Below are 15,642 nucleotides of genomic sequence, written 5' to 3' on the forward strand. Positions count from 1 at the left end.
CATCGGAGTGGCGGGCGCTGCGCCGTCTCTCGCATCGCCCGCCACGGATGATCGGTTGATGAGGGAGGGTTAGGGCTGCTTGGCGAGGCAGGCTTGGGTGCCTTGCTTACCGCGCTCGAACGCGTCGATGCGCTGTTCAGCAGTGCCGTGATGATCTATGTTCGCTTCGGGAAGATCGTCGGAGATGCTTTCGAGAGCGTTGGCAATCCTCTCTGGATCTCTGCGATCCCAGTCGAGTCGACCCTGATAGAGGGATCCGATGAGTGCCGCGCCGGCGAAGCAGTCAGCCTGGAGCTCGTAGCGGTAGCCCATCTGGGCTCTCTGGTGCGGGCGGAGCTGCTCCTGGATGGCGTGTCCCCATTCGTGAGCAATCGCCACGTAGGGAAAGGTGTTTCCGTCCCGCTCCGGGTTTCCTTTGATGTAGTTCTTGTCCCAGGCGATGTAGTCGTCCGAGGAGCAGTAATAAACGTTGTTCGGCTTCAGCCGCTCGTCACCGCACATGGGCGGATCAGCGGGATGGTACGGGCCCCACACCGTGGGAGGCTTGTACCGGCCGGTGATGTTTTTCTCCCAGAACGAGCTGACGATCTGCACCGCGTCCCTTTCGTTTTTGCCCATACGGAGGCGCGTCTGTGGAATGGACGTGGACTCGCCGGGCTGCTCCAGGATCGTCAGCTCGGACGGTTCCTCGCCGGCGGTGGGGCCGGTGGAGCCGGGAGCCGAGTCCGGAGCCGATTCCGAGTCGCTGGACTGGGATTCCGAGTCGCTGGACTGGGACTCCGAGTCGCTGGACTGGTCTGCGGGGTCGGGTTCGGTCGGCCTCGCCCCCGTACCCGTCCCTGTCCGGCTTTCCGTAGCGGGTGCGGCTGTGGATTCGGATTCGGTGGGCGTTTCGGCGGCCAGCGCCGGTGACCCATAAGCGAGAGCGGCAAGAAATGCCGGGCCGAGCAACATGAGCCGTTGCTTCTCGTTCATTCCATCTCCTTTTCCCAGGGCTATGACCTGCGTCTTCGCCCCTTCGGGTTGCGGAGATCTCCTTCCGAGATGTGCAGACCGCCAATGAAGCGGCCGTCCCCTCATGGTTGGCAGCCGGGTTCGGCCATGTCGATGGCTCTTGACCCAGTCGATCCGCCTCTTTAACGACATGCTGGAGCATTCGGCGAGCCGGGACATGCTCACTTGACCGTCGTCCTGGCTCCGATTGGCCGCCCCGAACCATGACCGAAGACCAGGGACACACCGTGGACCACAAGCCTCGGAACCCCTGTTCGAGTGCTGATCGGGCTCGGCGATTGCGTTCCTTTTCGTCCCCATGGTGCACGTCGCCGAACAGGCCGAAAAGGCGAGACGCGCTTCTCAAGCCCCTGGCGAAGGTGGCCGACTCCTTGCGGGCACTCGGGATAGAGGTGCCCTCCCACAAAGCCGATGAGATAGCCGCTACGTGCCTCGCTCGGGCAGGACTACTTGGCGGCGAAGACCTGCGTCCAGTGGTTCGTCCCGCCGGAATTCTTGGCCAGGCCGACACCGATCAGGGTGTAGGCGCAGTTCATGACGTTGTTGCGGTGACCAGGGCTGTTCATCCAGCTCTGGACCACCGAGGCCGCGTTCGACTGGCCCTTGGCGATGTTCTCCGCCCAGCCCGATCCTCCGGTGAACCCGGCTCCCCTGATGCGGTCCACAAAGCTGCGGCCGTCCTTGGATTGGTGGCTGAAGTAGTTGTTCTTGGCCATGTCGTCGGAGTGGCCGAAAGCGGCGGCGCGCAGCTGCGGGTCGTGGGTGAGCGGCTTACAGCCGCCCTTGGCTCGCTCGATGTTGGTCAGGCGGACGACCTCGTTCTCTCTGCCGTGCCGACCGTTCCCGATGATGGCGGGGGCGCCGTGGGCGTCTTGGTGGGGCTGGATGACGGCGCCGGTGGCGTGGGGGATCCCTCGGTGGGCCTCGGGTTCGGCATCTTCGGGTCCTTGGGCAGGATGCTGCCGGACCAGACGTTGGCGGCGGAGGTGTAGATCTTGTAGGTCTCTCCGTCGAAGAACGGGGAGCCGATCTGGTCGTAGCGGCCGTTCTTGTCGGCGTCGATGAAGGTGGAGGTGACGCCGTTAACGTAGCCGAGGCGCTTGTTGTTGCTGTACTTCAGCAGCCAGGGGCCTCCGTCGAAGCCGTAGGTGGCCGCGCCCTTGAGCGCGATCTGCTCTTCGATCTTCAGGGCGGCGTCGGTCACGGTCTTGCCGGTCGTGCCGTAGAACCACTTCGGGGTGAGGCCGGTGTAGGGCTTGTCGCCGTCGGGGTGCTCGCCGGCCGGGTAGCCGAACACGTAGACCTTCTTGCCCGGCGTGATGTTGTAGGCGAACCCCTGACCGCCGACGGCGTCGCCGAGACGCCCGGCGTCCTCCAGGACGGCGTAGTGCCACTGGCCGTTGTAGGTCCACTTCGGACCGAGGTAGGCGTCGTACTCCGCCTTGCTGCCCTTGCCGACCAGCTTGACCTTGAGGCCGTTGTAGACCGAGACGAAGGCGTAGTCGCGGTCGAAGTCCTCATAGACGTCGAAGTCGTAGTGGGTGAAGGCCTGCTTGGCGGCATAAATGCCCCACGGGGCCTTGCCCTGGTAGTAGCCGGGGACGAACACCCAGTGGTCCAGGACGTGGCCGTCGTCGACGGTGTTGTAGGCGCAGTGGCCGGCCGTGGCGACCAGGTTGCGGTACCTGGACTGCACCGAGGTGGCCGAGCACCAGTACAGCTTGCCGTCACGGACGAAGAACACCTTGCCCACGGTCTTGGGCAGGTTGATGTTCCTGGACCTGGCGGTCTTCGTCTTCTCGTCGCCGATCGCGGGGATGACACCCGGCCTGCCATCGGCGGCGGGAGCACCCGTGGACTTCAGGCGAGCGGTGTGGGTGTTGACCTTGTAGTCCGGGTGGTACTCCTCAGAGTCCTTCAGGGCCTTACCGTTGCTCGCCAGCCAGAACGAGACGACCTCGTACGCGTCCTTGGCGGCGACCGGCTCACCGGACGCGGGTGCTCCTTCGGGAGCGGCCTGAGCCGGGGCTATGAGTGCCGAGGACAGGAGGCCGGCGGTGGCGAGGACGCCGCCGGCAGCGAGGATGCGGTTCAAAGGGGAACTCCTTGGTCTGTCGTGGAACGCCTCTTGCGCCCCAAACGTCAGGAAAGGGATCAGGGAAACAAGGCGCATGGCGTGGCACTCCGCATACGCCTCGGCGTGAGGTGCTCAGGGCTGCTGATCCACCGCGTGGCCTCTCGACCGCCGGGAGACGGCGAGGAGGACGGGCGTGGTGCCCGCGGCGCGAAGAGCTCCAGGCGCTACCAGCGGCAACACCAGACCCAACTGCCCTCTATTCATCAAAACTCCCTTCCTTCACCAGAAAGGAGTCCGGTCACGCGGGTGGATTACGGGATTTCGCAGGTTCTTGGACCCATCGGAACTCAGCCCGTAAACAATTGGACGGGATGGCGTACCGCAGAGGCTGCTGTACCTGCCCGAACTCGGATGATCTTTAGCCTCGCCCAGGCGTGAGGATGATCCATTGATCGCCTGAGTCGGTGTAGGCGCCGTAGAGGATTAACGCGGTCGGTGGGCGGGTGCCGGAGAACTCCTAGCCGATCGACAGCGACGCGTCCGTGGCGACGTTGACCAGGCGGGGGCCGGGAGGAAGTGCCGGGCGACGTCGAGCATCATCCCCCCGGTAGGTGAAGCGGGGGTAGTCCACGATGTGGCCGCCCGGCACGACCCACGGACCGGGGCGCACGGTCGAGCTCTCGATGTCCGCAGGCAGGAGCTGCCGCAAGGTCTGCACCCCGTTGAAGAGCCCGATGGTCGTCTGCGCGGGGATCACCACCGCGCCAGAGGTGACATCGAGCTGGTAACCCTGTGATCCCATACTCGCGTCCGCGCCACCGAGGAGGAGCGAGATGCCACTGGTGGGAGAGCCGGAACCGGCGGCCGAGACCGGCAGCGCATAGCACGGTGGACGGTCGCAGGACGCCGGCCAGGTAGGCGCCGAGGTCCGCCGCCGGAGCCAACCCTGCCTCGGATGCTCACGCCAGGCGGAACCGTATAAGTCGTACCGCTAGCCGGCTGCACTGAGACGGGCACCGGCAGCACGTCACTGAGGGATGCAGCCTGCACCCGCACGGGAGCGGTGAGTAACGCGGCGGCCAGCCCGGCGATGGCCATGACTTTCGTGAGGGCGTCCTCTTCTGTACGCTCCCCGGTCCGCTCGGGTGAGCGGACCGGGGATGGCAGGTCCCGCTCAGGGCAGGGTCCACTTCTGGTTGAACCCGCTGTGGCAGTCCCAAATGATGAGCTGGGTGCCGTCGGCGCTGGAGCCGCCGGAGGCGTCCAGGCAGCGGTTCGACTGCGGGTTGCGCAGCGACCCGTTGGCCTGGGCCGTCCACTTCTGAGCATCGGCGCCGTTGCACGTCCACACCTGGACGGGGGTCCCGTTGGCGGTCGCTCCACCCTTGACGTCCATGCACTTGCCCAGCGCCCTGATCGTGCCGTCACCCGGCAGCGTCCACGCCTGCGCCGCCGTGCCGTTGCAGGTCCACAGCTGGATCTTCGTGCCGTCCGCCGGATTGGCCCCGTTGACGTCGACGCACTTGCCGCCGACGCCGGTGATCTGCCCCTGGCGAGGACCGGATCCCGCTGCCTTGATCCGCACGTTGCGGAACGACACGTGATCGGCGTCGCCGTGGTTCTGCAGCCCGATGTGTCCCTGGGCGAGGCTGCGGGCCGGATCGGTGTTGGTGAAATCGTTGATCTTCACGCCGTTGAGGAAGACCTGCAGCCGTTCGCCCTGGACGAGCAGTTCGAAGGTGTTCCACTCCCCTGGCGGGTTCAGGGCCGTGTCCCTGGCGGCGATGTCCGGCTCCTTGAACCCGTAAATCGCGCCGGTGGTCTTGTCTGGCGCGTCGGTGGCGTCGATCTGCACTTCGTAGCCGTTGTTCACCGCCGACCACGGGTCGTCGCCGGCAGGGAAGCCAATGAAGACGCCGGAGTTGTCGTCGCCGGTGAGCTTCCAGTCCAGCTTGAGCGAGTAGGAGCTGAACTCCCGAGCCTGGTACCAGTACAGGCCCATTCCGCCGGAGGAGCTCAGCGTTCCGTCGGCGTAGGCGAACCCGCCGGGGCCGGCCTGCTTCCATCCGGTGGTGGTGTCGAGCAGCCTCGTGTAGTCGTTCTCCGGTCGGCAGTCGGCCTTGGAGACGCCCGCAGCGTAGTGGATGCCGCCGAGCAGGTGGGTGCGGAAGGCGGGCTCGCCGTAGGAGGCGATGGTGTGCCCGCCACCGGTGTACCAGGAACGCCCACCCTGGTACGGCTGGCACCAGGAGGTCGGGTGGTCGCCCATGTCGCCGCCGGAGTAGCTGCCCTCGTCCAGGGTGGCGAGCACGTGCAGGTCCGGGCGAGGGTTGGTGCGGTAGTTGTACCACTCGTCGGTCCTGGTCCAGGTCGCGGGCAGATGCCCGGTGGAGGCGTGGGCGCGATCTTCCACCTTCACCTGGGCCTGCTGGGTCGCCGGGTGGCTGCGGAAGTACGCGCCGACCAGGCCGCCGTAGAAGGGCCAGTCGTACTCGGTGTCGGCGGCCGAGTGCACACCGGCGAACCCGCCGCCTCCCTTGATGTAACTCTCGAAGGCCGTCTGCTGGGTGGCGTTCAGCACGTCGCCGGTGGTGTTGAGGAACACCACCGCCTTGTACTGCGCCAGGTTGGACGCGGTGAAGGCGGCGCCGTCCTCGGTGTGATTCACGGTGAAGCCGTTGCCTGCGCCGAGGTCGCGGATCGCCTGTACGCCGGCGGGGATCGAGTCGTGCCGGAACCCCGCCGTTTTGGAGAAGACCAGGATCTTGTACGGCTCCGCCTGCGCTGGAGCAGTGAGCAGGGCGCCGGCCAGCAGGACTGCGCCGGTCAGGATTGCCATGCGTCTCATGAGCACGTCCGTTTCGGGGTGTGGCCGGCGGCATCTGGCAGGCGCCGCCGGCCGTGGCGAGTCGTCCGTCAGCTGATCCGGGTGAGCTTCCACTGCTGGTTGCTGCCGGTTCCGCAGGTGTACTGGATGAGCTGGGCGCCGTCGGCCGTGGAGCCGCCGGGTACGTCCAGGCACTTGCCGCTGTTGACCGAGACGATGCGGAAGGCGCCGCCGGTGGCGGGTTCGAACGTCCACTTCTGGTTGTTGCCGCTCCAGCATGCCCACTGCTGGATCAGCGCGTTGTCGGCGGTGGAGGCACCGTTGACGTCCAGGCACTTGTTGCTGTGGGCAGCGGCCAGGGTGAAGGCGCCGCCGCCCGCGTCGGTCGCCTTCCACCGCTGGTTGGCGCCGCCATTGCCGGGCCACTGAACCACGGCGGCGCCGTCAGCGGTGGAATTCCCGCTGACGTCGGCCACCTTGCTGCTGTGGACGGCGGTCAGCGTGTAGACGCCGCTGTTCACCGGGCCGGAGCCGCCGCTGCCGGGGATGCCCACGCCCGGCCCGTCGACCGTGAAGGAGTCCAGGTCGAACGGCGAGTTGACCGGGGACCTGAAAACGGCGTAAAGGGTCTTCGTGCCACCGGGATCGGTCACGGGTACGGCGGGCAGTGACACGTAGGTGTCCCATCCGCCGGTGCTCGGGACTGTCTGGCCGGCGACGAGCGGACCGGTGGGTGAACCGCTGCGCAGTTCGATCGAGCCGCCGTTGTTCGCCGGTGAGGAAACCCGGAATGACACGGAAGTGATGTTCTTGAGGTTGATCGGGTCGAAGGCGATCCAGTCGTTGTTCGAGACGTCGCCGATGCGCTTGCCGTTCTCGGCTCCGGCCTGGTCGACCACCCGGATCCCGGACGAGCTGGTGAAGTGTTCGGCCTGCTTGTGCATCGGATGAAGCTTCACATTGGCCGTTCCGACCAGGCCTCCCTTGTCGGTGTACTTCGCCAGCAGCACATGGAAGAAGTTGGAGGTCGCATCATGGCCGCCGTTGTCGGTGGAGAATGAGCCGGTGCAGCCGTTGACCGTGCTGACGTCGTGGCTGTGCTCGTCATGGCCGATCGCATACAGCACCGAGACCTTGGAACAGTCGATCGCGGTGCCGTCTTCGGGATCGGTGACCTTCACCCGGTAGTTGATCGTGTGGCCGGAGCCGAGGAATCCGCCGTTGGGCGGCTCCTCGAGCAGGACGCTCGGCTTAGTGTTGCCGACGGTGATGTCGGTGGTCGCCGAGCCGGTCTTGCCGCCGGGGTCGCGGACGGTGAGCCGCGCCGTGTACGTGCCGTTGGCGTTATAGGTGAAGGTCGGGTTGGCGGCGGTGGAGTCTGTGGTGCCGTTCCCGTCGAAGTCCCAGGCGTAGGTGAGCGCGTCCCCGTCGGGGTCCGCGGACCCGGCCGAGGAGAAGGCGACCTGCAGCGGCGGCTGCCCGGAATCCGGAGTGGCTGCGATCTTCGCCAGCGGGGAACGGTTACCGTTGACGTAGTCGACCCGGTAGACGCCGTCGTCGGGGTGGTCCTCGAACCAGCCGATGCCCCAGTCGAGGTAGTACATCGCGCCGTCGGGCCCGAAGTCCATGTCCATCGGCGAGCGCAGGTTCAAGCCGGGCACAAAGTTGTTGATCTTCAGCAGGTTGCCGCTATCGTCCAGCCGCATCTCGCGGATGTAGTTGCGACTCCACTCGAAGAAGAACGGCGTCTTGTCGTAGTAGGCGGGGAACTTCCGCTCGGAGGTGCTGGCGGCGTCGTAGTGGTAGAAAGGTCCGCCCATCGGCGCGGCTCCGCCGCTGGTCCCCATCTCCGGGTACGGAGAGCCAGCGTGGTAGTCGTACCAGACGGTAGCGGCCTTGGCGGCGGGCAGGGTCTGCAACCCCGTGTTGTTGGGCGAGGTGTTGACCGGTGCCGCGCAGTTGAACTTCGGTCCGGACGGCCCGCTGGGGAAGGTGAAGTCGTTGAACGGCGTGTTGGCACCGATGCAATAGGGCCAGCCGTAGTTGCCTGGCTCCTTGATCAGGTTCCATTCGACGATGCCTTCCGGACCGCGGTTGGCGTTGGCGGTGCCCGCGTCGGGCCCGTAGTCCGCGGCAGAGATCCAGCCGGTCACGGGATCCACGTTGAACCGGAACGGGTTGCGCCAGCCCATGGCGTAGATCTCAGGCTTGGTCTTCGCGGTGCCGGACGGGAACATGTTGCCGCTCGGGATCGTGTAGCCGCCGTTCTCCTCGGGATGGATCCGCAGGATCTTGCCGCGCAGGTCGTTGGTGTTGGCCGCGGTGCCTTGGGCGTCGAACCGCTCGCGGCCCGGCCGCTCGTCGATCGGGGTGTACCCGTCGGACTCCGACGGTTTGATGTCGTCGCCGACGCCGATGTAGAGGTTGCCGCCGGGCCCGAACTCGATGTTCCCGCCGCTGTGGCCGGGTTCGGGCGTGCGCCAGCCCGGAATCTCGATGATCTTCTGCTCGCTGGCCATGTCCAGGGCGGTCCCTGCCGCGTTCAATGTGAATCGGGAGACCCGGACGATCTCAGCGGTGCCGGTGGGCGAGTAGGTGATGTAGATACGTTTGTTGGTGGTGAAGGCAGGATCGGCGGCGATGCCGAGGACCCCGTCCTCGCCTCCGGTGTAGACGTTCAGCGTCGCCAGCGTGGTGGTCTTGTTCACGCCGCCCTCGCTGGTGATCATCTTCACCTTGCCGAGGCGTTCGACGTAGAAGACCCGGCCGTCGGCCGCGACGTCCAGGGCCATCGGCTGGGCGGGCTGGTTGTCGAGGGTGACCTTCTGGAAGCGGTTCGCAACCGTGCCGCCGCAGGAGCCGGCCTCGGCACCCGCGGCCCATTTCACGCCGCCCAGGATGTGCTGCTGAAACAGCGGCTCGGAGTAGGACGAGGTCTGGTGTCCCATGGCTGTGGCCCACACCTTCGCGGGCTGACCCTCGCGGCACCACGAGATCGGGTGGTCGTGGCCCATCTTCGATGGGCCGGCGTCATAGGTCGTCTCGTCCGCGGTCACCAGCACGTGGACGTCGCCGCGCAGGTTCTTGTCGAAGTTGTACCACTCCTCGGTGCGCACCCACCGGTCCGGCAGCCCTTTCGTCGAGGGGTGGACCTTGTCGGCGACCTTTGCCGTCCCCTGGACGGTGGCCGAGTGCGCGGTCATGTGCGCGCCACCCATCACGACCTGGTCCCACCAGGGGAACTGCGACTCGATGTTCATGTCGGTCGTGTTGTGGATGGCGACGATGCCCTTGCCGCTCGCCACGTAGTTCTGGATGCCCTGGCGCTGGGCGTCGGTGTCCCAGACCATGCCCGAGTTCTGGAACATGATGATGGTGTCGTAGCTGCTCAGGGTGGCCGAGGTGAAGACGTTGGCGTCCTCGGACAGGTCGAGCTGGAAGTTGTTGTCCGCCGCGAGCTTCTGGAACATCGCGATGCCGGCGGGGATGGAGTCGTGCCGGTAGGCACCGGCGGCCGTCTTGGTGAACAGCAGCGCCTTGAACAGGGGCGCCGCCGCCTGCGCAGGCAGGACGGGGCTGAACAGGAGGGTCAGGGTGAGGGCGAGGAGGGCGGATAACGTCTTTCGCATGGGGGGTGTCCTGTCGGGCTAGAGAATCCACTTTCTGGTTGGCGCCGCCGTGGCAGGTCCACAGGACCACCGGTGAGCCTGCGGTGGCGGCGCCGTTCTTGACATCCAGGCACTTGCCGCCGATGCCGGTGAGCGTGCCGTCGGGATTGACGTGCTAGGAAAGCGTCCAGCGTTGGTTGGGAGCGGCTGTGCAGTCCCAGATGATCAGCTTGGTGCCATTGCCTGTGCCGCCCTGGAAGGCGTCCAGGCACTTGCCGAGGGAGCGGAATGTCTGGGTCGCCGTGTCGTAGGTCCACTTCTGGTGGGCACCGCCGTTACACGCGTACAGGTCGACGCTCGTCCCGCTGGTGCTGCTGCCACCGCGGACGTCCATGCACTTGCCGAGCGCGCGGATGGTGCCGTCACCCGGCCTGGACCAGGTCTGGTTGGCGCCGCCATGGCAGTCCCAGAGCACCAACTGGGTGCCGTCGGCGGTGCTGGCACCGGGGACGTCGGCACATCGCCCGCTGGCGGCACCGCGGATCGGGCCGCTGGTCTGCCCGCTGGGCGGGGTTCCGTTGGCCTGGGTCGCGGTGGGCAGGGTGGCGCCGGAGGCGACGACGGTGAACGTTGCGCTGGTCGTCTTGGTGCCGGTCTTGACGTGCAGCACGGTGTCGAAGAACCAGCCGGTGGCCGCCGCGTCGAAGGCCGCGCGGGTGGCGTGGGCGGTGAGTGTCGCGCCGTCCAGGGTCACCGCCGTCGGGGCGGCGCTGATGTGCAGGTCCAGCTGGTAGCCGCGGGAGGTCTGCTTGCCGGTGAAGTTCCCCTGGGAGGCGCCTACGGTGACGGTGATGTCGCCGCTGCCCTGGGCGGGTGCGGTGACGTCGACCTTCTGCCGGGCGGATGCGCCGTTCTGGTAGGCGCGGGTGATCCCGTCGTCCTCGTAGAGGGTGAAGGTGGAGGAGCCGCGCGGGTAGACGTCGAAGGTGATCGGTGTGAGCGGCTTCTCGCCGCTGTGGTTCATCTGCGGCCACATCGGCACGATCGAGCCGCCCTTGACCAGGAGTGGCAGCCTGTCCAGCGGTGCGCTGTAGCCGTCCAGCCAGCCCGGCCCGCTCCAGGTCTTGCCGGTCCAGTAGTCGGTCCAGGTGCCTGCGGGCAGGTAGATGTCGTCGCGGACGGAGGTGTCGGAGGTGATGGGCGCCACGAGGAAGGCCTCGCCCGCCATGAACTGCTGGCTGGTCAGGTCGCCGCGGGCGGTCGGGTCGGCGGGGAACTCCAGCGGCATGGCGCGTACGGTCGGTACGCCGGTGTCGGCGGCGTGGCGTGCGTGGGTGTAGAAGTACGGCATGAGCCGCATCTTCAGCTTCAGGTACTTGCGGTTGATCGACAGGTACGGCTCGGCCCATCGCCAGGGCTGCTTGTCGGTGTAACCGGCAGTCGGGTTGGTGGCTCCCCAGCCGGACATCGTCATGAACGCCGGAGTGAACGCCTTCCACTGCAGGTCGCGGACGTAGGTCGGGCCGGAGCCGGCGTAGATGCCGTCCACGTCGCCGGAGGCGTAGTTGAAGGCGGAGAAACCCGCGCCGGCGATGGCCGGGACGTGCCAGCGCATGTCGTTCCACGTGCCGGAGGTGTCGCCGGTCCACACGACCGCGTTGCGGTGGGTGCCGGCCCAGCCGTCGACCGTCCAGACGAACCGCCGGGCATCGGCGTTGCCCTCGATCCCGTTCACCGCGGACTGCACGCCGTCAAAGGCCCGCTTGTAGCCGCCGCCGACCCAGGCGACGTCGGTCTTGACCGCTCTGGTGCCTGCCGTACCGACCTCCCAGCCGATGGTGGACAGGCTGCTCTCGGTCCACAGGCCCGTCTGGAAGCCGAGCTTCTTCAGCTCGGTCACCGCATGCGGCAGGTCCTCGTACCCGCAGCTGTAGCCGTCGTTGGGCAGGAACCAGCCCGACGGCATGTCCTCGGCGCGGGCGTCTTGGGCGTAGGCGATGACGTCGGGGGTCTTCAGGTGGCCGAGCCGGTTCTGCGGCCCGGCCCCCGCGGGGGTGTTGTAGGTGGACCAGCAGTCGGCGTTGCCCAGCTCCAAGCCCCAAATCGGGGCCAGGAACGGCTTGCCGGTGACGTCGGTGTAGTCGCCCAGGAGGTTCTTGGGGGTGTCGCCGACTAAAAAGAAGGCGTCCAGCCGGTTCTCCTCGTGCCTGGTTGTCACCGGAGAAGCGAAGGTGTACTGGCCGGGCTGCCAGGTGTTGCGCATGACCGCGTACCCGCTGGTGGAGATGTAGAACGGGGCGGGACTGGCGCTGCTGTTCTCCTTCCAGCTGTTGGTGACCCGCACCGGAACGCTCTTGTCGCGCAGCGCCCAGGCGCCCAGGCGCAGCCCGGTGCCGTAGAACTGCTCGTCGGCGCCGCGCGACAGGGTCTGCGTGGCGGCGGCTCCGTCCCAGGTCAGGCCCGTGGTCTCCGACCAGATCAGCGTGCTGTTGTCGGCCTTGTAGAGCGCCAACCTCAGCGGTGACTTGTACACCCGCAGGTTGAGCGCGCTCGTCGTGATCCGGTAGTGGTCGCCCGCATCGGTGAAGGCCGGGTTCACCGGACCGAACTCCGTCGTCGTGGCGAGCTGGCCACCGACCGGATCGGTGAACGTGCCGTCGGGGGCGAGCCATAACCGGAAGATGTCTGCGCGGGCGAAGTCCACCCGCACCTTGGCGGAGCCCGCAGTGATCGTGAACGTGTCGCCTGCCACGCCGAATCCGGTGACCGGGCCGATGGTCGTGGCGGCGGAGGCCGCCGGCGTCACGGTCACAACGCGGACCAGGCAGACGAGGAGGAGTAAAGAGAGGAGGGCGCGGGTGTGTGACATGGCATGACCTCCCAGGACAGAGACGATCAGCTTGTGCTCGGCACCGTCCGGACGAGGCGGCACGACCAGAACATGGTTCGGACGGCGGCGCAGTGTAAGGCCAAGGTTTGACGAAGCATGCCGGCACCAATCCGCTGGGGGGTGGCGAAGTTAACGCGGCGTTTCGCCGTAATATAGGGCGGTTTTCGTTACTTGCCCAGACCTTTCGCCGAAAATCAATGAAAGCTATAGATGGTTGAAGACAAAACAACAGCTGTTACGCAGAGACTCAGCACTGTCACTATGTGCACACGCTGTAGCCGCTCGCCGAATTGGGCCTTGAAAGCTCGTTCTTGCGCTGATAGCAAAGATTTTGCTCATATCTAAGCAAGGCCCTCACGATCACCCCACCGGTCCCATCGATGCCCAGTTCTTCCAAGCGATCCACGACGTTGAACTGCGGAGCTCTGGCACCTCCAGTCCCCGGGCAGCCTCCCGCGCAGGTACGAACCAACTGCGCACCCCCACGAGAGGCGGTTAGACGGTGAACAACAAGCTCGTTGGCGCGGCCAGACTCGGCCTCGCCGCCAGGCTCACCCTTGCCGGCTGCGGCTCCGGGACCAAAACCGGTGGTGAGACCGCCGCCGGCGAAGGCCGGCAGGTGACGCTGAAGATGGCCGCCGGTGTTGATCTCGGACCACTTGGGTTCCTGGAAGGGGTAGGAGCTGGCATCGCCGGATCCGTACGGCTGCCACCTGCCCACACGCCGTGCCCTCCTGGAGGTTTTGACATGAGAAAGTGGCGCGCCGCACAGGACCGGCACGTCCAGACGGCGCGCCGTGTCGAGAACCTCGGGCAACACGACGGGGGTGACGAGGTTGCCCGCTTCCGCGGCGACGGCGTTCCTGGCGTAGCAGGTCTACCACTCGGCGAAGCTCCCGTCGGCATGCCGCCACACCGCGTTGCGCCACCGGTGCCCGAGCTCCGCGGCACGTCGTACCGCATCCTCGTCGACCGAAATACCCAGCCCCGGCGCGACGGGCCGATCGACGTAGCCATCGCTGAAGGCGAACACGGCCGGGTCCACCAGGTAATCGAGCAGATCGTTGCCGGTGCTGTAGGGGATGCCCAGGCTCTGCTCCTGGATGAGGAAGTTGGGCACCGCGAAGTCGATCTGAAGGCTCGCGGCCAGCGCGATCGGCCCCAGCGGGCAGTGCGGCGCCAGGGCCACGTCGTAGGTCTCGGCGGCGGCGGCGATGCGGCGTACCTCGGAGATGCCGCCCGCGTGCGACAGGTCCGGTTGCGCGACGGCGATCCCCGTGGTCAGCACGTCACGGAAGTCCCAGCGCGAATACAGCCGTTCGCCTGCCGCGATGGGGATCGAAGTGGACTCTGTGACGTGGCGCAGGTCACGGGAGAACTCTGGAAGTACGGGCTCTTCGACGAACAGCGGCAGGAGCGGTTCGAGCAGCGGCAGGATCCGGCGCGCGGCCGCACTGGTGAAGCGGCCGTGGAAGTCCAGTGCGATGTCCACTTCGTCGCCGACGGCTTCGCGGAGCACGGAGAGGCGGTCGACGATGGCGCGGGTTTCGGCCGCCCCGGGCACCGGTGGCAGCGCACTGGACACGTTGCATTTGACGGCGGTGAACCCGGCATCGACCTTTGCCCGAGCGTCGTCGGCCAAGTCGTCCGGGGTGTCGCCGCCAATCCAGGTGTACATCCGAACCCGCTGGCGCACCGGCCCGCCGAGCAACTCGTGCACGGGCACCTCGTGGTACTTGCCCTTGATGTCCCACAACGCCTGATCGATGCCGGCGAGGGCACTGGACAGCACCGGGCCGCCCCGGTAAAAGCCGCCCTTGGCGAGCACCTGCCAGTGCTCCTCGATGTGCAGCGGATTCTTGGCGATCAGAAGTTCCATGAGCGTGGCCACTGCGGCCTGGACGGTCTCGGCGCGGCCCTCCACGATCGGCTCGCCCCAGCCGGTGATGCCCTCGTCGGTGTCGACGCGCAGGAACAGCCAGCGAGGGGGCACCAGGAACGTCTCAAAGCCGACGATCTTCATACGGGGGTCCTTTCGGTGGCCAGGAGGGCGGCTGCCAGGCTGCCGGCTTCGCGCAGCACCAGCGCGGCGCCGCCGCGGGCGCCCGCGCGTGCGCCGAGGTCGAGTTGGGCGGCGACGATGTCGACGTCGCGGACCGGGGTCATCGCGTGCCTGCGCAGGCTGGCGCGCATGGGATCCAGCAGCCGGTCACCAGCAAGGGAGAGCTCTCCGCCGATGATGATGCGTTCGGGGTTGAGCAGGTTGCACAGGTTAGCCAGCACGCGCCCGACGATCTGGCCGACATCGGCGATGACGCCCAGGCAAGCGCGGTCACCAGTGGCGATGGCCGCTTGCAAGTCTTCGGTCGTGGCGTCGGGGCCGAGGTGGACACGTAGCGCGTGGAGCACGGCGGGGATCGCGGCGTACTGCACCAGGCAGCCCCGGTTGCCGCAGGGGCAGGCGGGACCATCGAAGTCGACGGAGACGTGTCCGAGCTCCCCCGCGCCGCCCCACGCGCCCCGGTGCAGCTTGCCGTCGAAGAACAGACCGGTGCCGATCCCGGAGGACAGTCCTATGTAGAACACGTGCTTCGCATCTCGGCCGACGCCCCAGGTGACCTCGGCGACGGCTTCCAGCCGGGTGTTGTTCTCCACGAGTACCGGTGCCGTCAGGCGCCTGCCGAACTCCTCGGCCACGTTGACTCCGGCCCACGCCTGGCCTGGCAAGGACGGTCCGACCACGCCGGTGCCACGTTCTATCTGTCCGGGCACGCCCGCGCCGACACCGATCAGCCTTCGGTGGTCCTGTCCCGCGTCCTCCAGAAGCGTGTCAAGCAGGTCGAGTCCGACGGCCAGACGCTGCTGCCAGGTGCTGTCGGCCGGTACGGCCCGGCCGACATCGGCGACCGGTGTGCCGGCCAGGTCGGTGAGGTGGCCCCAGACATGGCGCAGGGTGAAGTCCAGGCCGGCGGCGCTCCCGGCCGCGGGGTTGACCGCCAGGAAGCCGCGGGCACGCCCATCGACGCCCGGGTACGGGTGCTCATCGTGCTCGACGATCAGTTGATTCGTCAAAAGTTCGGAGGTGATGGTGGAAACCGATGTCCGCGACAAGCCCGACAAACGTGCCAGCTCAGCACGGTGGCTTGGGCCACGCTCCAGCAACAGAGCAACGATGGCCTCCTGATTCGTTCGCCGCAGAGACTGAAGTGATCCACCACTAGGCATC

At 66.9% G+C, this 15,642-nt stretch carries 9 protein-coding genes; all 9 read right to left on the reverse strand.

What is annotated here, in order from left to right; translation table 11 throughout:
- Nucleotides 1-69: 69 nt before the first annotated feature.
- The 9 genes from OHA25_RS47975 to OHA25_RS48015 all read right to left on the reverse strand — a co-directional run bounded on the left by OHA25_RS47975 (nt 70) and on the right by OHA25_RS48015 (nt 15,488).
- The gene (locus tag OHA25_RS47975; protein ID WP_327583512.1) at nt 70-975 is read right to left on the reverse strand and encodes a neutral zinc metallopeptidase; all 906 of its coding nucleotides are present in this window, start codon (nt 973-975) and stop codon (nt 70-72) included.
- Between the two features lie 485 nt (nt 976-1,460).
- Entirely contained in the window at nt 1,461-1,820 is a 360-nt protein-coding gene (locus OHA25_RS47980) for a CAP domain-containing protein (protein ID WP_327591150.1), read from the reverse strand.
- The gene (locus tag OHA25_RS47985) at nt 1,817-3,109 is read right to left on the reverse strand and encodes a trypsin-like serine peptidase (RefSeq protein ID WP_327583513.1); all 1,293 of its coding nucleotides are present in this window, start codon (nt 3,107-3,109) and stop codon (nt 1,817-1,819) included. The genes OHA25_RS47980 and OHA25_RS47985 overlap by 4 nt, the downstream gene beginning before the upstream one ends.
- Before the next feature lie 499 nt (nt 3,110-3,608).
- Nucleotides 3,609-3,968: a glycoside hydrolase family 20 zincin-like fold domain-containing protein gene (locus OHA25_RS47990; RefSeq protein ID WP_327591151.1), complete on the reverse strand. Its 360-nt coding sequence runs from the start codon at nt 3,966-3,968 to the stop codon at nt 3,609-3,611.
- A gap of 297 nt (nt 3,969-4,265) precedes the next feature.
- On the reverse strand, nt 4,266-5,939 hold the full coding sequence (locus OHA25_RS47995; RefSeq protein ID WP_327583514.1) for a ThuA domain-containing protein: 1,674 nt from the start codon (nt 5,937-5,939) through the stop codon (nt 4,266-4,268).
- A 68-nt stretch (nt 5,940-6,007) separates the two neighbouring features.
- Nucleotides 6,008-9,547, reverse strand: coding sequence for a ThuA domain-containing protein (locus OHA25_RS48000; protein ID WP_327583515.1), 3,540 nt, complete (start codon nt 9,545-9,547; stop codon nt 6,008-6,010).
- 154 nt (nt 9,548-9,701) lie between these two features.
- A complete protein-coding gene (locus tag OHA25_RS48005; protein ID WP_327583516.1) occupies nt 9,702-12,395 on the reverse strand; it encodes a ricin-type beta-trefoil lectin domain protein in 2,694 nt (897 codons plus the stop codon).
- 898 nt (nt 12,396-13,293) lie between these two features.
- Nucleotides 13,294-14,439, reverse strand: a complete 1,146-nt coding sequence (gene dgoD / locus OHA25_RS48010; protein ID WP_327583517.1) for a galactonate dehydratase — start codon at nt 14,437-14,439, stop codon at nt 13,294-13,296.
- Nucleotides 14,436-15,488: an ROK family protein gene (locus OHA25_RS48015; RefSeq protein WP_327583518.1), complete on the reverse strand. Its 1,053-nt coding sequence runs from the start codon at nt 15,486-15,488 to the stop codon at nt 14,436-14,438. The genes dgoD and OHA25_RS48015 overlap by 4 nt, the downstream gene beginning before the upstream one ends.
- Between the last annotated feature and the right edge of the window lie 154 nt (nt 15,489-15,642).

It is taken from the genome of Nonomuraea sp. NBC_00507 (genome assembly GCF_036013525.1).
Taxonomy (GTDB): Bacteria; Actinomycetota; Actinomycetes; order Streptosporangiales; family Streptosporangiaceae; genus Nonomuraea.